19 protein-coding genes and 1 riboswitch are annotated in these 21,620 nt (G+C 66.5%); of the genes, 11 read left to right on the forward strand and 8 right to left on the reverse strand.

Annotated features, from left to right (window positions below; translation table 11 throughout):
- Positions 1-279: 279 nt before the first annotated feature.
- The gene (locus D0C15_RS08925; protein WP_245975658.1) at positions 280-1,107 is read right to left on the reverse strand and encodes an arginase family protein; all 828 of its coding nucleotides are present in this window, start codon (positions 1,105-1,107) and stop codon (positions 280-282) included.
- A 209-nt stretch (positions 1,108-1,316) separates the two neighbouring features.
- Between D0C15_RS08925 and D0C15_RS08930 the strand changes: the two genes are divergently transcribed.
- Both D0C15_RS08930 and D0C15_RS08935 read left to right on the forward strand, forming a co-directional pair.
- Positions 1,317-1,688, forward strand: coding sequence for a VOC family protein (locus tag D0C15_RS08930; protein WP_116042708.1), 372 nt, complete (start codon positions 1,317-1,319; stop codon positions 1,686-1,688).
- Between the two features lie 49 nt (positions 1,689-1,737).
- On the forward strand, positions 1,738-1,920 hold the full coding sequence (locus D0C15_RS08935) for a hypothetical protein (protein WP_116042710.1): 183 nt from the start codon (positions 1,738-1,740) through the stop codon (positions 1,918-1,920).
- 47 nt (positions 1,921-1,967) lie between these two features.
- Here D0C15_RS08935 and D0C15_RS08940 read toward each other — a convergent pair whose 3' ends face one another.
- On the reverse strand, positions 1,968-3,560 hold the full coding sequence (locus D0C15_RS08940; protein WP_116042712.1) for a cellulose binding domain-containing protein: 1,593 nt from the start codon (positions 3,558-3,560) through the stop codon (positions 1,968-1,970).
- A 230-nt stretch (positions 3,561-3,790) separates the two neighbouring features.
- On the opposite strand from D0C15_RS08940, the gene D0C15_RS08945 reads away from it, so the two are divergent.
- Both D0C15_RS08945 and D0C15_RS08950 read left to right on the forward strand, forming a co-directional pair.
- On the forward strand, positions 3,791-4,984 hold the full coding sequence (locus D0C15_RS08945; protein ID WP_116042715.1) for a hypothetical protein: 1,194 nt from the start codon (positions 3,791-3,793) through the stop codon (positions 4,982-4,984).
- 316 nt (positions 4,985-5,300) lie between these two features.
- The gene (locus D0C15_RS08950) at positions 5,301-6,893 is read left to right on the forward strand and encodes an alanine/glycine:cation symporter family protein (RefSeq protein ID WP_116042717.1); all 1,593 of its coding nucleotides are present in this window, start codon (positions 5,301-5,303) and stop codon (positions 6,891-6,893) included.
- A gap of 210 nt (positions 6,894-7,103) precedes the next feature.
- Here the strand turns inward: D0C15_RS08950 and D0C15_RS08955 are convergent, their stop codons facing one another.
- The gene (locus tag D0C15_RS08955; protein ID WP_162829965.1) at positions 7,104-8,081 is read right to left on the reverse strand and encodes a glycoside hydrolase family 43 protein; all 978 of its coding nucleotides are present in this window, start codon (positions 8,079-8,081) and stop codon (positions 7,104-7,106) included.
- A gap of 78 nt (positions 8,082-8,159) precedes the next feature.
- A complete protein-coding gene (locus tag D0C15_RS08960) occupies positions 8,160-8,996 on the reverse strand; it encodes an NAD(P)H-binding protein (RefSeq protein WP_116042722.1) in 837 nt (278 codons plus the stop codon).
- Positions 8,997-9,110: 114 nt separating this feature from the next.
- Between D0C15_RS08960 and D0C15_RS08965 the strand changes: the two genes are divergently transcribed.
- The 6 genes from D0C15_RS08965 to D0C15_RS08990 all read left to right on the forward strand — a co-directional run bounded on the left by D0C15_RS08965 (position 9,111) and on the right by D0C15_RS08990 (position 17,104).
- Positions 9,111-9,887, forward strand: coding sequence for a TetR/AcrR family transcriptional regulator (locus D0C15_RS08965; protein ID WP_116042726.1), 777 nt, complete (start codon positions 9,111-9,113; stop codon positions 9,885-9,887).
- A 439-nt stretch (positions 9,888-10,326) separates the two neighbouring features.
- Positions 10,327-11,823, forward strand: coding sequence for an FGGY-family carbohydrate kinase (locus tag D0C15_RS08970; protein ID WP_116042728.1), 1,497 nt, complete (start codon positions 10,327-10,329; stop codon positions 11,821-11,823).
- Between the two features lie 58 nt (positions 11,824-11,881).
- Positions 11,882-11,996, forward strand: a riboswitch (cobalamin riboswitch).
- A 109-nt stretch (positions 11,997-12,105) separates the two neighbouring features.
- Positions 12,106-13,197: a FecCD family ABC transporter permease gene (locus D0C15_RS08975; protein ID WP_116042731.1), complete on the forward strand. Its 1,092-nt coding sequence runs from the start codon at positions 12,106-12,108 to the stop codon at positions 13,195-13,197.
- Positions 13,197-13,985 (forward strand): ABC transporter ATP-binding protein, encoded by a 789-nt coding sequence (locus tag D0C15_RS08980; protein ID WP_116042733.1) that lies wholly within the window; start codon positions 13,197-13,199, stop codon positions 13,983-13,985. Before D0C15_RS08975 ends, D0C15_RS08980 begins: the two co-directional genes overlap by 1 nt.
- 8 nt (positions 13,986-13,993) lie before the next feature.
- A complete protein-coding gene (locus D0C15_RS08985) occupies positions 13,994-15,007 on the forward strand; it encodes an ABC transporter substrate-binding protein (protein ID WP_116042735.1) in 1,014 nt (337 codons plus the stop codon).
- 243 nt (positions 15,008-15,250) lie between these two features.
- On the forward strand, positions 15,251-17,104 hold the full coding sequence (locus D0C15_RS08990; RefSeq protein WP_116042737.1) for a PhoX family protein: 1,854 nt from the start codon (positions 15,251-15,253) through the stop codon (positions 17,102-17,104).
- A gap of 402 nt (positions 17,105-17,506) precedes the next feature.
- On the opposite strand, the gene D0C15_RS35660 is transcribed toward D0C15_RS08990, so the two are convergent.
- Together D0C15_RS35660 and D0C15_RS08995 are read right to left on the reverse strand one after the other, a co-directional pair.
- Positions 17,507-17,776 carry a DUF6959 family protein gene (locus tag D0C15_RS35660; protein ID WP_425455370.1) on the reverse strand — a complete coding sequence of 90 codons (270 nt, stop codon included), beginning with the start codon at positions 17,774-17,776 and terminating at the stop codon, positions 17,507-17,509.
- Between the two features lie 635 nt (positions 17,777-18,411).
- Entirely contained in the window at positions 18,412-19,110 is a 699-nt protein-coding gene (locus D0C15_RS08995) for a hypothetical protein (RefSeq protein ID WP_116042739.1), read from the reverse strand.
- A gap of 59 nt (positions 19,111-19,169) precedes the next feature.
- Between D0C15_RS08995 and D0C15_RS09000 the strand changes: the two genes are divergently transcribed.
- On the forward strand, positions 19,170-19,826 hold the full coding sequence (locus D0C15_RS09000; RefSeq protein ID WP_116042742.1) for a hypothetical protein: 657 nt from the start codon (positions 19,170-19,172) through the stop codon (positions 19,824-19,826).
- A gap of 369 nt (positions 19,827-20,195) precedes the next feature.
- On the opposite strand, the gene D0C15_RS09005 is transcribed toward D0C15_RS09000, so the two are convergent.
- Both D0C15_RS09005 and D0C15_RS09010 read right to left on the reverse strand, forming a co-directional pair.
- Complete coding sequence (locus D0C15_RS09005) at positions 20,196-20,855, reverse strand: hypothetical protein (protein ID WP_116042744.1); 660 nt, start codon at positions 20,853-20,855, stop codon at positions 20,196-20,198.
- A 10-nt stretch (positions 20,856-20,865) separates the two neighbouring features.
- Complete coding sequence (locus tag D0C15_RS09010; protein ID WP_211323127.1) at positions 20,866-21,408, reverse strand: polymorphic toxin type 44 domain-containing protein; 543 nt, start codon at positions 21,406-21,408, stop codon at positions 20,866-20,868.
- Between the last annotated feature and the right edge of the window lie 212 nt (positions 21,409-21,620).

Raw genomic sequence — 21,620 nt, forward strand, 5'->3', positions numbered from 1 at the left:
ACCTCTGCCGTCCCGGATCTCGCTGCCGTCACCGGTCTCGACAACGGCAGCGTCACCACGCCGCCGCGGGCCACGCAACGTTCGCCTCCGGCGCCTCCCAGTCTCCACTGACCGGCTGCGACACACAGGCACGGTGAACGGAAGGCAGGTGATCGCCAACAGCCTCGAAGTCATCTCTCAATTCGAACCGAACATCAACAGTCCCCCGCCAGTCGGATGCTCCAGCCGGGCTCCGTACCGGCGGGGGACCAGACTGGGACCGGCAGAAGCCAGTCCGGGTCATCGGTCGAGCAGCGGGCGCAGTGCGTCCAGCAGGTCACCAGGCGACGCGGGCGGCCCGCCTTCCGCCCACGCACTCTGAAACTCCGCGATCTCGAGTCCGACCACCTCGTGTTCGGCCAGCACCGCGGCCACCCCATGCAGCTCGGCCAGACTCAGCCCGCCGGGTACGCGGTACTCCGTCGGGACGATGCCGGGTTCGAGTACGTCGCAGTCGAGGTGGAAGTAGACGGACCTGCCCGCGACGGCCTCCCGCACACGTGCGGCGAGATCGGGGCCGCAGGGAACGGCTCGCACGACCCCTTCGTCGATCAGCCGTTGTTCCGCGGGGTCGGTGTCGCGGACGCCACCGAGGACGATATTGCCTGGGTCGAGGTCCCCGCCGAGACCGGAGTCCCACAGTCCGCACGCCCCGGTCAGCACGAGCCCACCCAGGTAGCCGGTGGGTGAGGTCTGCGGTGTGTTGCAGTCCGCGTGCGCGTCGAACCACACGACGCAGGCGTCAGGGCGATATCGGGCGAGCACGGGAAGTGTCGCGATCGCGCCCGCACAACGGGGCAGTGCGGCCACCGGCGCAAGACCCTCGCCCAGCACCTGTTCGAAAGCAGCGGACATTTCGCCGAGTGCGGGCAGTGCGGCCGACAACTCGGCCTCCCACTCCGCCCGCAGTGGTGGCTCCGGCAGGCCGAGCCGTACCGGGTCGAGACCGAGACGCAGCGCGAGTTCGGTGCCGACCAGTTCGGCGCCGCGCATGGCCAGTTCGTTGCGATCACCGGCGCGCCCACGAAACACCAGCACGGCTTGATTCCTGGTTACGGGTTCCGTCACCCAGCCAAGCCTAGGTGCCGGGGTGGCCTGCGACGGAGTCATTTTCGCGCACCGGCCGCGGTGCCCACGGCATCAGAAGGCGTGGACCGCGCTGGAGTTCGTTTCATCGCGGGTACCGAACACTGACCGGGGATGTCAGGTATTGCCGTAACGATGGATTCACGGCCGGATGATCCGGCCCGGCTACGTACGAAAGGCGATGCGACCCGATGACGAAGACAGCCACCTTGGCGATGATGAACCTCGACTGTGCCGACCCCCGCGCCCTCGCGGAGTTCTACCATCAGGTTCTCGGCTGGGAGATCACCCATGCCGCCGACGAGTACGCCATGATCAGCGGTCCGGGAGCGCCCATCGGTTTCGGCCGAGTCGAGGCCTACCAACCACCCTCCTGGCCGGACCACGCGTCGGCCAAACGTTTCCACCTGGACCTTTCCGTCGCTGACCTCGAAGCCGCCGAGGCTCGATGCTTGGCACTCGGAGCGATCAAACCGGAGTTCCAGCCGGGCGGTCACTGGCGGGTGCTGCTCGATCCCGCAGGTCACCCCTTCTGCCTCTGCGCTCCCCGGCAGGATCAGTAGCGGCCCTGGCAGAGGCATGGATCGACCGGCGAACGGGTAGGCGGTGGGCATGACTACCGCACCGTTCGAACCGAACTCAGATCCCGGCGAGGAACGTATCGCCGCCGCCGACCCCGGTCGGGGCGCACCTGAGCCCGCGGAGGGCTTCGGGCCCAGCGTGAGCGAGGCCGAGGAACTCAGGCAGCAGCACCCCGACCCGGGACCGGAGGGTCCGGACATCGGCGAGGCCTGAGCGGTCGCCGACGGACTCCCGGGCCTGGCGGTGCCTGCTCTGCTTGCCTACGGCAGTGTGTCGAGGTGTGGCCCGACGGTCCGGGCGAAGTCGTTGCCGTTGCTCACGTCCCAGTTGATCGACCAGGTCATGGCGCCGCGGATGTCCGGGTAGGTCCTCGGCGGCTGGAAGCTGCCACACCGAGTGCCCTTGGCAAAGCAGTCGAGGGCATCGGTGACCACCGACGGAGCGACGACTCCGCCACCCGCCGCACCAGGACCGGCGGGCAGGCCCAGCGCCACCTGATCCGGCCGGAGCCCGTTCTCCAACTGCAGACAGGTCAGCGCCGTCAGGAAGTTCACCGTGCCCTGACCGTAGGCCTGGGACTGGTCGCAGCCGAGCATCGAACCCGAGTTGTAGAACTGGGTGTGCACGACGGTGAGGATGTCCTTGATGTCCAGCGCGAGCCGGAAGTAGGACGCCCCTGGCGACTGCATGTCGATGGTCTGCGGCGCCATCGTGATGATGAGGCCGGAACCCGCCATGGACCGCAACGACCGCAGGGCTTGTGCCATGTAGATCGGATTCAGCCCGTTCTCCAGGTCGATGTCGACGCCGTCGAAACCGAACTCCCGCATGATCGCGTGGACGCTTCGGGCGAAGTTCTCCGCGGACGCGGAATCGCCGACACTGACTCGCCCTGCCTCCCCGCCGACCGACAGGATCACTTTGGTGCCACGGGCTTTGAGGGTTCGCACGTCGGCTTGGAAGTCGGCGTCGGTGTAGCCACCGAGCGCGGTGGACAGACCAGGGTCCACGGCGAACGTGACCGCGCCGGGTGTGCCGGTCGCCTCGGCGAAGGCGGCCGCGACGAGGTCGTACTCGGCGGGCACGTCGCGCAGGCGCAGTTCCACGGCCGGATTGACGAAGTTGTGCCAGTAACCGGTGAGGAAGTGCCGTGGAAGGCTGTCCTGCTGACATCCGGGTGTGGACGCGGTGACCGAGGCACTACGAGGCGACTGCCCGGCATCGTTGTAGGCGGCCACCGAGAACGTGTGGGTCGAGCAAGCCTCGAGCCCGGACACGGTCGCCGACGTGCCGGTGACCGTCGTGTGCAGGGTGTCGCCTTCGTAGACGCGGTAGCCGGTCACCGAACCGGCTGGAGCCGACCAGGAAATGGCGATGGTGGACGACGTCGTACCGGTGACCTTCGGGCTCTGCGGCGCGCTCGGCGCACCGGGCGTTCCCGGATCGCCGCCGCCGGAACAGCTCTCACCGTTGAAGCGGCAGCCCACAGGGCTACCCGTGCCGCTGCCGAGGAAGCCGAAAGTGACCGAGGCACCGGGTGCGATGGTGCCGTTGTACTCGCGGTTGCTGAAGCTGTGGTGATCGCCGTCCGACTCACGCAGGGCGTCCCAATGGCTGCCGATCTCGCTACCCGCGGGGAGGCCGAACTCCACCCGCCAGTTCGTGATCGTGCTTTGCCCGCCGTTGCTGATGGTGTACTTGCCTTCCCAGCCGGACCCCCAGTCCGACACTTTGGCGAAGCTGGCGACCGCGTCGTCCGCGTGCGCGATCCGCCCCGGCACGGCCACGGCGGCCAGCGGGAGCAGCACGGCGGCCGCGAGCAGGGCCAGCCTGCGAGCGAGGGCGTGTTTCATGGGGACGACCTCCTGACCGCGGCGAGCCGGGGACGCCGCTGACTATTGTCTAGACCAATTGCCGATTGGAGTCCACCCTCCTTTCGGCTGGAGCATCGTTTCCGGGTGTCGTGACGACCGGAAGCATCCATGCCTTCGTCCACAGTGCTCAGTGCTCGGTGCGGCGATGCGGGAACCGGCCACCGCGACAGGGCGTTTGCGAAGTAGCGCGAGCGGGTACCGCTGCCCGAGTGACGACGGGAGAGGAAGCCGACGGCGGGATCCACGACGCACAGTCCGAGCGGTCGCGGAAAAGCGTGGTGATCGGCCTGGTCGCCGACCCCGACCTGCCCGAGACTATCGCGCGCAGGCTGGCGGACGATCTTCCGGACATTCTCTCGAACCGCGTAAGTGACCAGGTGCGCTGGCAGGTCGAACTGACCGCCGACCCGTTCGAGGCGATGGCGCCGGACTTCGACCGGCTGATCGACAAGGCGCGGGAGCGGGTGCGCAGGACGAACTGGAACTTCGCGGTGTGCATCACCGACGTACCAGTGCGCGGTGACAACGGCTTCGTCGTAGCCGATCTGAGTGCCAGCGACGACGTCGCCATGATCTCCCTGCCCGCCCTCGGCGGCCTCGGGTTGCGGCGACGGACCCAGGAGATCGTGGTCTCGATCGTCGATTTCCTCTCCAGCGAGATTTCCCGGCCGGACGGGGGCTCATCCCCGGACCGGCCCCGCCTGCCCCGGGGACTGCGCGGAACGGCGAATTCCACCAGAGTGATCAAACCGGACAGCGGTGACGTCACCGTCGAAATCGTCAGGAAGGCCCACACCGGGTTGCCCCAACTGCTCGCGGGAATGGTCCGGGCCAACCGGCCATGGCAACTGCTGCTCGGGCTGTCCACGGCGCTGGCCGGTTCGCTGGCCGGCGTCGCGTTCGGCCTGTTGTACTCCAGCATCTGGAAACTCGCCACCGCACTACATCCGCTCCGCATGACCGGGCTCATCCTGGTGGCCATCGCCGCGCTGACCACCTGGATCATCGCCGGGCACAGCCTGTGGGAACGTCGCGCCCTTGCCTCCGGCAGACGCTCGTCCGGCACCGGCCTGCGCAACGCCGGAACCGTGCTGACCGTGACCATCGGGACAGTGGCGTTCTTCCTGTCCCTGGTACTTCTGGCAGGCGCGGCGGCCGCGCTGATCATCCCGCCGGACTTCCTCGCCAAAACCCTCGGCACGCCGGTGGACTGGACTGACTATCTCGCGGTGGCGACGATGGCCAGTGTGCTCGGCACGGTCGCGGGTGCGGTGGGGTCCGGACTGGAGGATGACCAGACGGTGCGCAGGGCCACCTACGGCTACCGCGAGCAGGAACGCTGGCGCGAGGTGAGCCGCGACGGTCGCTCCGAATCCGGTCACCCCGGAGAAACGAACGACTGAGGGGCAGCGACCGCAGTGCGCTGCGCTTCGAGAGCCGGCGGGTTCGCTGGAACCACGTTCGTAGCACCACCTCGACCGCCCCGTTCCGATGTCCCGAGTCTGTCCCCGAGTCGCCGGTGAACCATTGCCCGGGCTTCACGTCGGTTCGTGACGAACGCACGGTTGTGGTCCGTTCGGCCACAACTTCCGCGCCTTCTCTGTCCAATCGCACAAAACGTCCGTGTCCTGCGCCACATACGGTGTGCCGAACACGAATCACCAGGTCCTTGTCAGGTCACAGGTCACTGTGGTGCCGGCGAGGACAGAGGAGAGCGCGATGGACCAGCCAGCAACGATTCCGCCGTTACCCGGGAGCGAAACACTCGCAGCGCAAGCGGCCGAGGAAGGCATCCTCGGCCAGATCGAAGCCAAGATCAACGCGGCATTCGAACCGATCGCCACCGGGCTCGGTGACTTCGTTTTCGCGGAGGTCTCGATCTTCGGGACCAGCTTCCCCTGGATCGTGGCCTGGCTGGTGCTCGCGGGGGCGATCTTCACGGTCTACCTGGGCTTCATCCAGGTGCGCGGCATGAAGCTGGCCCTCGAGGTCGTCCGTGGGAAGCACAGTAAGGACAGCGACCCCGGCGAGATCACCCACTTCCAGGCGCTGAGCTCAGCCGTCTCGGGGACAGTGGGCCTCGGAAACATCGCCGGTGTCGGTGTCGCTGTCACCATCGGTGGTGCGGGCGCCACGTTCTGGATGGTCCTGTGTGGACTCCTCGGCATGGCGTCCAAATTCGTCGAGTGCACGCTCGGGGTGCGCTATCGGGACCACCACCCGGACGGGACCGTCTCCGGTGGCCCGATGCAGTACCTCAGCAAGGGTGTCGCCGAGCGCCTTCCCGGGGCGGGCGGCAAGCTCTTCGGCCGGGTACTGGCCGTACTCGCGGCCGTCATGATCCTGCTCTTCGGGATCGGCGGCGGCAACATGTTCCAGGCCAACCAGACGGTGTCGCAGATCCGCAACGTCACCGGTGGCGACGAAGGACCGCTCGCGGGCGACGGATCGGCACTGATCCTGGGTATCGTGCTCGCCGTTGCCGTCGGAGCCGTGATCATCGGCGGCATCAAGTCCATCGGCAAGGTGACCAGCAGGCTGGTTCCGGCCATGGCGCTCGTCTACATCACCGCGTGCATGATCGTCATCCTGTTCAACATCACCGAGGTTCCCGCAGCGTTCGGTGAGATCTTCGCAGGCGCCTTCACCGGTGAGGGTGTCGTCGGTGGCGTGATCGGTGCGCTGATCGTCGGATTCACCCGCGCCGCGTTCTCCAACGAGGCGGGCCTCGGCTCGGCTCCGATCGCCCACTCCGCGGTGAAGACACGGCATCCGGCCAGTGAGGGGCACGTCGCCCTGCTCGAGCCGTTCATCGACACGGTCGTCGTCTGCACCATGACAGCGCTGACCATCGTCATCGCCAACAGCCAGGTCTGGAACGACGCGAAGGCCGAGTACTTCGCCACCGGGGAGACCATCGACGGGGTCACCGTCACCTCTTCGGCCTTCGAGACCGCACTCCCCTGGTTCCCGGTCGTACTGACTCTGGCCGTGGTGCTCTTCGCCATCTCGACGATGATCACCTGGGCGTACTACGGGCAGAAGGCGTGGACCTACCTGTTCGGCAAGAGCAAGCTCAGTGAGCGCTCTTACCAGCTGATGTTCTGCACCTTCATCGTGATCGGCTCGGTCCTGACGTTCGGCAGCGTGCTGGACTTCACCGACGCCGTGCTGTTCCTGCTCGCGCTGATCAACATCATCGGGCTGTACCTGCTTGCCCCCATGGTCAAGAAGGAACTCGCCCGGTTCCGCAAGGCGCTGCGTTCCGACGACGAGCAAGACACCCGCGAGCCAGTCGAAGAAGTGGTCTAACACCCCACTTCGCACATCCCGGGCGCGACTTTGCAGATCCCGGGCGCGAGTTTGCAGATCCCGGGCGCGAGTTTGCAGATCCGGGGGACGAGTTGGCGGTTCGGGACCGGTCATCGCGGCATCGGTCCCGAACCAGCTACCTGATCGTCGGTGCCGGCTGGAACACTCCGGCCGGCACCGGCAGAGGAACCATGGCACCTCGGCCCGGGATCAGCCCAGCCGCGTGTGACCAGCGGGTGGAGCCAGTACCGGAAGATCGTCCTTCCAGTCCAGTCCCACCACATAAAACGCCCGCAACGCTTGCGCGCGACCGAGCCAGGCATGGAAGAACGCGTGCTCACCATCGGTTCCGGCGGTCATGTCGGCTCCCCCGGGCCCGTCCAGGGGCTTGTCGAACGTCTTGCGGGCGATCAACTTCACGCCACTCTTGCTGTATGGACCGGTCAGCGCGGACGCGGTGGCGTAGGTCGTCTGGTACTCGGAATTGGTGTAGCTCTTGATCGAGTAGAACAGCACGTACTGCGAGGGCCGCCGGATGAGTACCGGCGCTTCGACCACGTCGTTCTCCTCGGGCCGGTCACTTCGCAGAAGTTCCTTGCGCTCACCGACGAGAGTGACGCCGTCGTCCGCGACCTCCTGCAACCACACGATGGATGGCTGGTCACCGGGCCCGTTGCTCTTGTACAGCAGATACCGCCGGTCGTCGTCATCGACGAAGCTCGCGGGGTCGATGTCGCCGCCCTCCTCCGGCTTGCACACCAACGGTTCCTTACCCACCGAGGTGAACGGGCCGATGGGGTTGTCCGCCAGGGCTGCTCCGATACACATCGTCTTGTCCGAAGCGCGCCGTCCGGTGAAGTACATCAGGTACTTCCCGTCGGATCGGCGAAAGACATCGGGTGCCCATACCCCGGCCCGTTCGTCCATCCACGCTGGACGCTCGGGCAGAGCCTCACCGATGAACGCCCATTCGCCCGTCGCGGACAACGAGGTGGCAATCGGCGCCCTGGTGGCGTGCGAACCGGTGGCGTAGGCGTAGTACCGACCGTCGAACTGGTTGACCTCTGGGTCGGGAAAGTCCCTCTCCAACAGCAGCTTCGGTGCGAGCGCAGCCCCGTGTGCGCCCGGGACCGTCAGGAACGGCGCCAGCAGGACACCAACCAGCACCGCATACAGTCTCTGCGTCATCACGCTGCGATACCCCTGCTACGCGTCGTGCACACTTCGTTTCGGGATCAACACCCACTCCGGTGATATCCCCCTGGACTAACGAAACGCCTCGACGTTGTCCTTTGCCCACTTCGCGTAGGTCTTCCCCGGCCGCCCGATCAGCTTCTCGACGACTCCGGTGGGCACCTGCGGATGGGCTGCCGTCTCGGCGAACCCGTCGTGCAGCCAATCGGCGATGTCCGCGGGCACACCAGCGGACACCCACTCCCGCACTGCCTGCGCCCGGCTGAGCTCGTGGAACCGCACCGGCCTGCCCAGTGCCGCGCCGATGGCCTCAACCTGTTCGATCTGGGTGATCGCCTCTGGGCCACTCAAGGTGTACTTGGCTCCGACATGCCCGTCCTCGACGAGGACGCGCGCCGCCACCGCCGCGATATCGCTCAGATCGATCGGCGTCTGGGTGGCATCGCCGTAGGCAGCACGAACGACGCCCTCGGTTCGAATGGCCTCCGCCCAGCCGAGTGTGTTGTTCATGAACACGCCGGGCCGCAGATGCGTCCACTCGAAGCCCGCTGCCTCGACCGCACGCTCCACGATCGCGAAGTCAACCCCGCTGGAACCCGGCCGCGGTTCTTCGTCGGCGTTGCTGCCGGAGAGCACCACCACCCTGCGCACACCGGCCTGCCTGGCGAGTTCGGTGAACTCGTGCACGGTCGCGGCCAACGGCGCGAGGTAGACGCTTTCGACGCCGGCGAGCGCCGCGGGCAGCGTTTCCGGCCTGCCGAGATACCCCTTCACCACCTCGGCCTCCTCTGGCAGGGCCGCCTTCCGTGGACTGACGGTCAGCGCGCGTACCGGTGTCCCCAGTTCCACCAACTCGTCGACCACCAGCCTGCCGACGTTTCCTGTCGCTCCCGTGACCAGAACCGGCACAGTTGTCACCCACCCCTTGTCGTATGCCGTACGAGATTAAAATCGTACAGCATACGGGAATGTAGGATCCAGTTTTGTGACGAACAGTGACCAAGCGCAGGGCGGAAGGCGACGATGACGATCGAGCACAGCGGCGGGGGCGACCCGGATCGCAGTCTCGCGCTGCTCTGGCGCGATCGGAGTACCCAGCCCGAACCGGTTCGCGGCCGGCGACCGACCCTGACCGTCGACCGGATCGTGGCCTCGGCCATCGCGGTGGCCGACAGCGAAGGACTCACGGCGGCCTCGATGCATCGCGTCGCGAAGGAACTCGGGGCCGGAACGATGACGCTCTACACCTACGTTCCCGCGAAGAACGAGTTGCTCGACCTGATGGTCGACGCGGTACTCAGCGAGCGGCAGTTCCCCGCACCGAACGAGCCTCGGCCCTCGAGCTGGCGGGCCCAGGTGCAGCTCTACTCCGAACGGACCCGTGCGATGTACCGCCGCCACCCCTGGTTGCGGCAGGTATCCACCGTCCGGCCCGCCCTGGGGCCCGGGGTGATGGCCGGCGACGAGTACTTACTGTCCACTGTGTCCGGTTTGGGGCTGCCCCCGCGACAGCTCGCCGCCGCGGCGAGCAGTATCGGCACCTTCGTCGACGCACACGCCGCGATCGAGGCCGACAACGCGTACCTCGTGCGCGTCACGGGCGAGACAGAGGACACGTGGTGGCAACAACGGATGTCGTTCTGGGAGAACTACTTCGACACCGAACGTCACCCCACCATGGTCGAGGTCTGGAACGGGGGTGGCTTCGAGGCCAGCGCCGTCGACCAGGCAGCGGAGGCCTACGAGTTCGGCCTGAACCGCCTACTCGACGGCATCGAAGCAGCCGCAGCCAAGCACTGACCCCCGCCCGACCCCGAGTTTGCAGTTTCGACGCCCGAGTTTGCAGTTTCAGTGCCCGAGTTGGCAGTTTCCGTGGCCGAGTTTGCAGTTCACCTCCTTTCCGTTCGACCGTGCCGCTCCGGCGGGGGCCTCCCGGAGTCCTGGCCTGACCGGCCTCGGCCAACTTCCCCGACCGGAGCCAGGCTCCGGCGCCATCCAGGCGCGCGCGTTCGCCCGCGTTTCCGCCTGAGAGAACAGGTTTGTGCCCCGCCTGCGCGAGGTACACCCAGATCATGTGGGCCGCGTTGATGCTTCCGGTGATCCTGATGGGGACGATGCTGATCATGCAGTGGCTGGAAAGTCGCATGGTCGGCACCTCCGCACGGACACCGCTGCATGATCGCTGACCGCGCCGCGCGCCACACCTGTGTACGGTCGCCGGGGTGTGGGAGGAAGTCCGGTGACGGTTCTCGGGGTGGACATCGGGACGTCGAGCAGCAAGGGCGTGCTCGTCGGCCAGGACGGGGCGGTGCTCGCCACCGCGGTGCGTGATCACACGGTGGACCGGCCTGAGCCCGGCCACGTCGAGATGGACGCCGAGATCTGGTGGGCGCGGTTCGTCGCCATCACCAGAGAGCTGCTCCAAAAGACGGACTCCGGCGGCACGGCTGCCAGCGTCGACGCCGTCGGGGTCAGCGGCATGGGCCCGTGTGTCCTGCTGGCCGACGCAGCAGGCACCCCGCTGCGCCCGGCGATCCTCTACGGCGTCGACACCCGCGCCACCGCGCAGATCGCCAAGATCGACACGGAGCTTGGCCGCGAGGAGATCCTGCACCGTTGCGGGAGTGTGCTGTCCACCCAGGCCGTCGGCCCGAAGATCGCCTGGGTCGCCGAACACGAGCCCGAGGTGGCGGCGCGGGCGACACACCTGTTCACCGCAAGCTCCTTCCTGGTCCATCGGCTCACCGGCGAGTACGTGCTCGACCAGCACACGGCGAGCCAGGCCGTGCCGCTCTACGACTCGCTCGCCCAGGACTGGTACGCCCCGTGGGCGGAGCACGTCGCGCCGGGGATCGAGCTGCCGCCACTGCGCTGGCCGGGCGACATCGCAGGCCGGGTGACGTCCGCCGCGGCCGCGGCCACCGGGCTGCGCGCCGGGGTTCCGGTCATCGCCGGGACGGTGGACGCGTGGTCGGAGGCGGTCAGTGTCGGCGCCCAGAACACCGGCGACCTGATGCTGATGTACGGAACCACCATGTTCCTGATCAACACGGTGGCCGAGCGGATGCTGGTGCCGCAGCTGTGGAGCACGATCGGAGCGCTGCCCGGTACCCGCAACCTCGCGGGCGGAATGGCGACGTCGGGAGCCGTCACGCAGTGGCTGCGCACGCTGGTCGGCTCGCCGGACTACCCGGCCTTACTCGCCGAGGCCGAAGCCGCCGGACCCGGCGCGCGGGGACTGCTGATGCTCCCGTACTTCGCCGGCGAGCGGACGCCTATCGCGGATCCGGACGCACGGGGAATGATCGCGGGACTGACCTTGGAGCACACCCGCGGTGACCTCTACCGAGCCGCACTCGAGGCGACCGCGATGGGAGTCCGGCACAACCTCGACACCATGCGGGCCGAAGGTGGGGACGTCCGGCGGGTCGTCGCCGTCGGTGGTGGCACCAAGGGCGGGCTGTGGACTCGGATCGTCTCCGACGTGACAGGGCTGGAGCAGGAGGTTCCGAGCGTCACCATCGGGGCGAGTTACGGTGCGGCGTTCCTCGCCGCCTCCGCCGTCTCGGACGTGTCGATCGCCACCTGGAACCCGGTGCGGGAACGCATCGCGCCGGATCCCGGAATCGCGGGCTTCTACGCGCAGCTGTACGAGCTGTACCTGCGGTTGTACCCCGCGACCCTGGACATCGCCCATGCGCTTGCCCGGCATCAACGCGACGCCGCTGCCGGCTAGGTCGCACGTGCGCGGGTTTGACACCCACCCACTCGGTGCTCAACGATCACCGGGCAGCACAACTCCATCCGCGCCCACTCGGGGGAAGCCGGTCGAACTCCGGCGCTGACCCGCAACGGTAGGCCGTCCCTGCGACGGCGAGCCCGAACACCCGGCGAGCGCGAGTCACTCCTGGTACCCGTCGAGGTCTGCGGGCCGGAGCCCGGAACGGATGCCGCGAGTGGCGGTAGTCATCTCCGTAACCCTGGCTTGGGTCGTGGGCCGTGACCGAAGGCGAACGACATGGCCGCACCCGCCCTACCGAGAGCACGGACGCAACCGTCATCGCTGGGCGGCGACCGCAGGCGGCCCCTCGCGCCACTGATCGCGGTGCTGTGCGTCGTGCTGCTCGCCTCCGTCGTCGGTGGGATCGCGCTCGGCGCGGCCCAGGTCGGCCTCGGCGACGCGATTCGGCTGATCGCGGCGGGAATCTCGGGCGGCTCGATCGACTCGGCGGAGCTGTCGACCTACCAGATCGTCTGGGAGGTCCGCCTGCCCAGGGTGCTGCTGGCCGTCGTGGTCGGCGCCGGTCTGAGCACCGTCGGCGTGGCGAGCCAGGCCCTGGTCCGTAACGCACTGGCCGACCCGTACGTGCTGGGAGTGTCGTCCGGCGCTTCGGTCGGCGCGACGGCGGTGATCGTGTTCGGCGGGTTCGCGGTACTGGGGATCTACGCACTGTCGATCGCCGCCTTCGCCGGAGCGCTGGCCGCCACCGTGATCGTCTACCTCGCGGCGCGCTCCCCGCTGGGCATCACTCCCCTGCGCCTTGTGCTGACCGGCACCGCGATGGCGTACGGGTTCTCCGCGATCACCACGGTTCTCGTGTTCCTCGCACCGCGCGGTGACGCCGCGCGTGCGGCGCTGTTCTGGCTGCTCGGCAGTCTCGGCGGAGTCACCTGGCAGTCGCTGCCGGTGGCGGCGGTTGCCGTTGTACTGGGGATCGCGTACCTGATGCTGTCGGCAAGGCAGCTCAACGGGCTGGCGATGGGCGACGAGACGGCGTCCACCCTCGGGATCGATCCGGCACGGCTGCGGCGCAGGCTGTTCGTGGTGAGTGCGGCGGTGACGGGCTGTCTTGTCGCGGTCAGCGGTGCGGTGGGGTTCGTCGGACTGATGGTGCCGCACCTGGTCCGCATGCTCGTGGGAGCGGACCACCGCCGGGTGCTCGCGATCGCCCCGCTGGCCGGGGGCGTCCTGGTGGTGTGGGTCGATCTGCTCGCCAGAACGCTCGTGGCGCCACAGGAGCTTCCACTCGGCGTGATCACCGCGGCGGTGGGTGTTCCGGTGTTCGTCTGGCTGATGCGTCGCCGCGGCTACGTGTTCGGGGGTAGCTGATGGACGTGCGTGTGGCGAACCTGACCGTCACGGCGGCAGGGCGCAGGCTGGTCACCGATCTGCGCGTGGAGGTGCCAGCGGGCACGGTGGTGGGTCTGGTCGGCCCTAACGGCAGTGGCAAGTCCACGACGTTGCGGTGTGTGTACCGGGTGCTTCGGCCGTCGGTGGGTTCGGTGCTGCTCGGCGGCGAGGACCTCTGGCGGCTCTCGGCGAAGGACAGTGCGCGCAGTCTGGCCGCGCTGACCCAGGATCACCACGTCGAGTTCGACTTCACCGCCGCCGAGGTGGTCGCGATGGGCAGGTCTCCGCACAAGAGCATGCTGGACCGCGACACCGAGGCGGATCGGGAGATCTGCGCGGGCGCGCTGCGGCAGGTCGGCGCGACGCACCTGGCGAAACGCAGCTTCCTCACCCTCTCCGGCGGGGAACGACAGCGAGTACTCGCCGCGCGGGCGCTGGCCCAGCAGCCGAAGGTGCTCGTGCTCGACGAGCCGACCAACCATCTGGACATCCGCTACCAGCTGGAACTTCTCGCACTCGTGCGGGAGACCGGCGTGACCACGCTGATCGCGCTGCACGATCTCAACCTCGCGGCGGCGACCTGCGACCGCATCTACGTACTCGATGAGGGGCGCGTCGTGGCCAGTGGCAGCCCGGCCGAGGTGCTCACCCCGGAGCTGGTGGCCGAGGTGTTCGGGGTGCACGCGCATGTGGTCACGCATCCCGATTCCGGCGCGCCACAACTGATTTACGCCCACGCGATCGCCGCGGACCCCTTGAAGGAGTAGCTGAAGAGATGTCCCGACCTTCCCGCTGGCTTGCGCTGGCCGCCGCCTCCATCCTGCTGACCGCATGCGGGGCGCAGGTGCGGCCCACAGCCGAGGGCAGCACCGCCGACGGCTACCCCGTGACCGTGCGGAACTGCGGCCAGGACCTCACGTTCGAGTCGGCGCCGGAGCGGGTCGTCGCCTACGACAGCGGCATCGTGGAGACGATGTTCGCGCTCGGGCTGAGTGATCGTCTTGCCGGGTATGTGGTCTCCAGCGGACAGGACGAAGACATCGCGACCTCGCCGTGGCAGGCGGACTTCGAGCGAGCACACCGGCTCGGCGCCGACACGATCAGCAAGGAGCTGATCCTCGACGCGGGCGCGGACTTCGTCTACGCAGGCTGGAACTACGGATTTCGCGAGGACACCGGACTGACACCGGCCAAGCTCGAGGATCTCGGCATTTCGTCCTATGTACTCACGGAGTCATGCCGTAACGGCCACACCGGATCCTCGCGCGGAATCATGCCGCCGCTGGAGGCGCTGTACACCGACCTACGCAACCTCGGCCGGATCTTCGGGGTGAGCGAGCGCGCGGAGCAGCTGATCGCCGAGTACCGGGAAACGGTGCGCGCGGCAGAGGAATCCGTGCCCGCCGACCGGGAGCGGCCGAAGGTGTTCCTCTACGACTCCGGTACCGACAAGCCGTTCACCGCGGGCCGCGGTGCCGCCGCGCACGAGATCATCACGCGCGGCGGCGGCGAGCACATCATGGGCGGGCTGAACGACAGCTGGACGACGGTCGGCTGGGAGGCCGTGATCGAGGCGGACCCGGACGTCATCGTCATCAACGACTACAGCCCGCCGAGTGCGGCGGACAAGCGGGCGTTCCTGGAGAGCTACCCGCCGCTGGCCGAGGTGTCCGCGGTGCGGCACAAGCGGTTCCTGGTGCTGCCGTACGCGGCGCTCGTGCAGGGTCCCAGGAACCCGGCCGCCGTGCGCACGATGGCCGACTACCTGAACTCGCTACCCGCACGGTAGAACTCGCACAGCTACTCGAAGCCGGCCTCCGACTCGGCGGCATTGCCGCCGTCGCGGAGAACCGCAGGTGCCGGGAGATCGCCAGGCCCTCGCACTTTCCCGGGAAAGTGCGAGAGGGAAGGCGGGAGCACACTTCCGCAGTCGTTCACGTTCGTGTGGCGACCCGGCCACCTCGGCTACCTAGCGTTGCCTGCACCCGGCCGTGCCCAACTGCGCGCCCGCGTCCAACGCTTGGAGTTCCCCGTGCACGCAGACACGCCAGATTCACCGTCGATTTCCGAACTCGCCGAGCGCCGTCTGTCCCGCAGGACGGCACTGGCCGGTGGCCTGGCCACCGCCACCGTCGCGTTCTTCGGCGCCTCGGCGCCGGTCGGTGCGAGCACGACGAAGGACGTGAGCCGCAACGGGGGCAGGCGGCTGCTCGGGTTCCCGGCGATCACACCGAGCGTCGCCGACGAGGTGGTGCTGCCGCCCGGGTACCGGTACCACGTGCTCTTCCCGTGGGGCCACCCGACCGTCCCTTCTGGACCGAAGTTCGCCGAGAACGCCAGCAACAGTGCGGCCGAACAGGCAGTGCAGGCGGGCGATCACCATGACGGCATGTGGTTCTTCCCGCTCAAGGGCAGCCGGTCCGGTCTGCTCTGTGTGAACCACGAGGCCACGACCGAGCAGTTGCTGCACACCGACGGCAGGGCCGGCTGGTCGCCGGAGAAGACGGCCAAGTCGATGGCGGCGCACGGGGTGTCGGTCATCGAGGTCGAGCAGGACCGCAAGGGCCGGTGGCAGCTGGCCGAGTCGAGGTTCGCCCGCCGCATCACCATGACGACGCCGGCCGAGATCACCGGCCCGGCCGCGGGACACCCGCTGCTGCGCACGGGGGCGGACCCCGAGGGCGTGCGGGTGCTGGGGACCCTGAACAACTGCGCCAGCGGGCCGACGCCGTGGGACACGTACCTGACGTGTGAAGAGACGATCAACAAGTACTTCTACTTCGGCGAGCAGCCGCCGGAGGCCGGATCGGTGGAGGAGCGCTACGGGATCGGCTCGGAGAGCCCGTACCCGTGGTACACCACGGAGGACCGGTTCGACATGCGGGTGGAACCGAACGAGTACAACCGGTTCGGCTGGGTGGTGGAGGTCGACCCCTTCGACCCGGCGTCGACGCCGAAGAAGCGCACGGCGCTGGGGCGTATGGAGCACGAGAACGCGGTCGTGGTGCGCGGCAGGCGTGGTGAGGCCGTCGTCTATATGGGCGACGACACGCAGTTCGACTACTTCTACAAGTTCGTCGGCGCGGAGCCGATCAACAAGGCGCTCAGGCGCGGGCGCAGTCCGCTCGACACGGGCACCCTGTACGTCGCGAGGTTCGAGGAGGACGGTTCCGGCAGGTGGCTGCCGCTGGTACACGGCGGGCCGGGCCTGACCGAGGCGGACGGCTTCGCCGACCAGGCCGAGGTGCTGATCCACACGCGCCTCGCGGCGGACGCGCTGGGCGCGACGCCGATGGACCGGCCGGAATGGTGCACGGTGCAACCGCGCACCGGGGCGGTGTTCTTCACCTGCACGAACAACACGGCCCGGACAGAGTCGGTGAACGCGGCCAACCCGAGGCTGGAGAACCGGTTCGGGCACATCATGAAGATCGACGAGTGCGGCAACCCCAGCGCGGAGACGTTCGACTGGGATGTCTTCCTGCTCGCGGGCGACGAGGCCAGTGGCGCGACGGTGCCGCCGGACCAGGCATTCGGCTCGCCGGACGGGCTGTGGTTCGACAAGGACGGGCGGCTGTGGATCCAGACCGACGGCGCGCAGCCGAAGGTCGACGGCGCGGAGCAGAACAACCAGATGCTGGTGTCCGACACGCGCAGGGGCGACATCCGCCGGTTCCTGGTCGGTCCCCCGCGCTGCGAGATCACCGGCATCACCGCCACCCCGGACGGCCGCTCGTTGTTCGTGAACATCCAGCACCCCGGCGACTCCGGCACCCCGGACAACCCCCGCGCGAGCTCGAACTGGCCCGACTACAGCGCCACCGGCCGCCCCCGTTCGGCGACGATCGTCATCACCAGGGAGGACGGCGGAGTGGTCGGCGGCTGACGGGCTACCCCTGGGGCGGCTGACGGCTGCCCCTGGCCGCAACTACAGCGAATACAGGGCGGTTCTAGCCAAAACACGTACACGGAGCCACTCTTCAGCGGCGCGCAGCGAGCCGACCTCCCAGAGCCGGACAGGCGGACCACATCGTCGAACTCGAGCGCCAGCTCGTCGACGATTCGGAGAGGCTCGGGAAGCCCCAGAGAGGACAACCACACCGACTGATCCTCGAAGGGCAGTGCGAGCACCGCAAGCGCACGGATCAGCTGTGTCAAGTGCGCCGGATGGACTTCAGTCACCACTCGAGTCCTTCCCCACGGGCGCTGTCCGGAACCATCTAAGACGGCCTCTCGCCGTTTTGCGCCTGACTGCACACTTCACATCGCGTCCGAGAGTCCCGCCATGCTATCGATTGCGTTCGTAAGGCAAGGGGATCCGAGCGGCACCAAGGGTTCTTTCGTATGTATCAAGGTAGTCGGCTACCAGGGCCTTCACTTCTTGAATGACCTCCTTCGCCGCCTCCAGACTCGGAGCTTGAGCAACCTCGCCCAACATGCCTTCCAGCATGCTGACGGTGTCTCCCTGCAACAATATTCCGGGAAACCTGCGACTCTGCAACCTGACTACAGCACAGTTCGTCGCGTCCGAGAGTACGTCCGCAGCAATGTCACTCAATCTATTCCTCCAGGATCTTTACATAGCAGCTCGCGGGCAAACACTAACAGGACTTAGCGACCTGGTCGCTTTCGCCGTCTTTAGGTTTCTAAGATAATACGTAGTTCGTGTCTGAAGATTCCGTAAGAGATCGGATCACCATCGTAGTACGACTCCCAGACACCGGGAAGCGTCCATGGGTGCGGCCCAACCTCAAAAACACCACCCTCAGTTACTCGCGATTCCCAGTTCCTCGGAATGCACTGGTCAACGGTTAGAAACATTTCCGCAGGCCAAAGACTTGGGAACCGCTGTCGTCGACGATTTGGAACGACACACGCTGGCCTGGAACACAACGAACACCGATTACTACATACTCTTTTCCAACTGATAGCCATGGATTAGAATCCTCTTCCAGGCCGCTCGTTGGGTTCCGTGTCTTTGTACAGACAACTCTCATTAGCCTAACGCTTCTTGTTGAAGTGAACCTCATAATCTCGACAGTCGTGATCGAAAATCGAGTTCTGCGGATTTCGATCAAGCGTCAGCGGATGTGCCCGACCCCATCTACCGAGACGAGCCCCCGGGCCACATCATTGCAGGACGTCCAAACAAACAGTAGGTAGTGGGCGTGCTTGCGTTGAATGTGCCCGGCATCAACACTGATCACGACACCGGGCGAGGCCCACAGTGGATAGCAACGGTGCGAACTGGGTGGTCTCGTTGGACTTGCCGTCAACATGCTGATGGTACAGCACAATGCCGACGCAGTGGGTCATCGCGGACAGCATGTGCGCACCACCTTGACCGGTGCCATCGCAGGTGGCGCCCACGGTCTTTCCATCCACCGCGATCGTCGGCACGGCACCATCGCCATCGCCTCGGATCCGGCCGGCCAGCAAGGCACCGATCGCGATGTCCAGGCTGGCGCCGTCGAGGTCTTGCGGGGTCGTAGTCCCGGAACCCATGTCATACGAGCCCGACGCCGCGTCCCACCGCTTACCGTTGAACCGGTACAGGTTGTAGGACTCCTGCCCAGAATTCTGCGCGCCCGGCTTGTCAATACCGGTGAACGCCTCAGTGTCGTTGGAGCCGTAGGCGGTGTAACCATACGTCGCCCTCGTATCCCCGGACTCGCTGGTCAACGTCTCCACATCGGTGTGCGGGTTGTAGCCGTAGAACGAATCCTCGCCCACCTCCGGCCCGCCGCCATCCGTATCGTGCTTCAACTGCGACAACTGCTGACCCCACGCGGAGTAGGCGTAGGAGCGTTGGATCTGCCCGCCGATCTCCTCGGTGATGACCTTGTCCGACAACCCGAGATAATCGAACTCGGTCGTCTCGGCCTCCGCCATCCCCGATCTTCGAGGTCGTCCAATCTAGGGGGTTGTAGGTCTCTCGGCCCGGCTATCGAGTGCACTACAGCATCGGCTGGGACCTGGGCGAACGCGAACGCCGCGCCATCGGCCACGTACCCGTGGGTGCGTGGGGCGTCGTCCTCGACACTGAGGGACATCCTCGCCCCACCACGGAAGCCGGCGTGGTCGAGCTCACCGCCGTGCTACGTGAGCACCCCGACGGCGACCACCTGTCGGGCTGGCCGCCCGACCTGCGGATCATCTGCCGGCGGGAGAAGCCCCACCCCGGTGCCCAGCTGTCACTGTTCGAAGAGCGTGACGGATGGCGCTACCCGCTCGTGGCCACCAACACCCCCCGGGCAGCACCGTGCAGTTCCTCGATGCCCGCCACCGCCCGCACGCCCGTGTCGAGGACACCGTGCGTACGGGCAAGCAGACCGGTCTTGGTCACTTGTCCTCGACCTCGACCGACATCAAACCGGGCGTGGTGCCTGACCGCGACCATCGCCGACGACCTGCTGTGCTGGCTGCGGCTGCTCTGCCTGGACGGGCCGCTAGCCAAGGCAGAACCCAACACCCTGCGCTGCATACCGCCGCCCGCATCGTTCTCGGCCAACGCAAACGCAAGATCCGCCGCCCCCGAAACCTGGCCCTGGGCCACCCAGCTACACGCCTGCTACCAGGCGATCTTCGCCCTACCCTGGCCAGGCTGACCAGAGCCCACCGTCCCCGTCAGCCCGCATGTCCACGCTGCACGGCAGCCGTAGCCCCGACCGGAAGGAAGCCCCCTCTCCTGCCCAAGCCCAGCGCCCACCCGACGCGACAGTCGGGCCCCGAGCACGACCCGCACCTCGACAAACAAATCAACAGACAAGGCGAAGATCAACATCCCAGAACAGGGAGCCGAACCTGGCACCCCGTGAACGATCAAGGCTAACTCCGTGGTCACTGGATCCATGATCCGGATACTTGTCACACACAAGTCCAACTCTGTCCGTTGACAATTGAGCCTACAAAGCGACGAGAACATCCCTTGCTATTTTTCATCGGTACGGCCTGCAGTCGGCTTACATCGACTCACCTCATGTGTTGTCGCTCAGGGCGACCAGTCTCGCACCGACGTACTGATCAATATGCTCCACATACTGGCGAAACTCTGCAGTACTCGCCCAGTCGGTGTTTATATAATGGAGCTGGACAATGAACTGCCCGTACCGAGCCCAGTAGAACCATATTTGGCATTTCTCAAGAGATCCGGTGGCGCACACGGTTTGACTTCTATCCGCCACCGCGCTCTGATACGCCTCGTCCGGGTAGGCGAAGGCCGGATAGTCAGTGCGATGGGAAGGCTGCGCCAACCAATACCGTATATCGGCGACCAGCGAACTGCTAAAACGATACACCGCCTGGGCGATCTGCGGATCGGAGTTGAACACGGTGCCGGTTCTCGCGTCACCAATGCTCGGATCCCGCGACCACACCCGCTCCACGCTGCCCGTCGACCACGCGATGCGTATCCGCGGCTCACCCATATCGGAATCCACAGTCCACCTACCCTCAGCCGCCAACGGCTCCGGCCACGGAGCGAGCAGAACCGGCAACCGCACATCCGGATATCCCTGGACCTCCACCGACACCACATATCCACCCAGCACGCCGGCAACGACAGCCAGGATAGCCAGCCGAACAATCCTGCCCTTAGACCATCGATTCGCCCCACGCACCACGCTGTCCACGTCCATTATCGCGACCCTACTTCACAATCAACTGTGATGCGCCAGCTCGTCTCAACCTCGGAATAGCCGCCAACACAGCTTGTTGAAGACGTTCCGCCGTTAACTCATTCGGCTTGTATCGGGCGTACAGGTCGATCCCGATTTGCACGGTTACCTCGTCACCAACATAATTCGCACCAACCCCTGGAACACCAGACCCGGCAGCTGATTGCAAGGTACCCCCACTGAATCCGGCCGCGCGACCCACATAACCGTAGTGAATATTGGACCAGATGTCGTAATAAAGTTCGTACTTGTCCTCCTTACCCTTCACCGGCAGGAAGTAGTCGCCCTTCATTTCCAGGTCGAGCATCGCTTCGATCTTGGGCTTATGGTCCCACTCGCATACGTTTTCGCAAACTTTGGAAAACCAAGTAGTGAGCGCATTCCGCGCAAGATCGTCGACGCCGACGAAGCCGCAACGGACAGAATCCATGAGGCTGGGCTCCTCTGTACAACCGCGATAAGTTTCGACCATGGCGCCGATCGCGCCGACGGTGTCGCTCTGCGCGTTGGTCACCATCTCACTGTAGGTGTAAGCCAGCGCTTTCCCGTAGTCGGTGCTGTCACCTGTTGCTTTTCCACCATCTGCAGAGCCGCCTGTAGGGTCCGTAACGCGAACGGTGTTTCCGGCGGTGTCGATTAGTAGGTCTCGGTCACCGGCCAGCGGTCACCGAAGGTGATGGAGAACGCGTTGATCACTGGCTTCCAACGCATCATCCATCGTGCCGC

It is taken from the genome of Amycolatopsis palatopharyngis, from assembly GCF_003385185.1.
Taxonomy (GTDB): Bacteria; Actinomycetota; Actinomycetes; order Mycobacteriales; family Pseudonocardiaceae; genus Amycolatopsis; species Amycolatopsis palatopharyngis.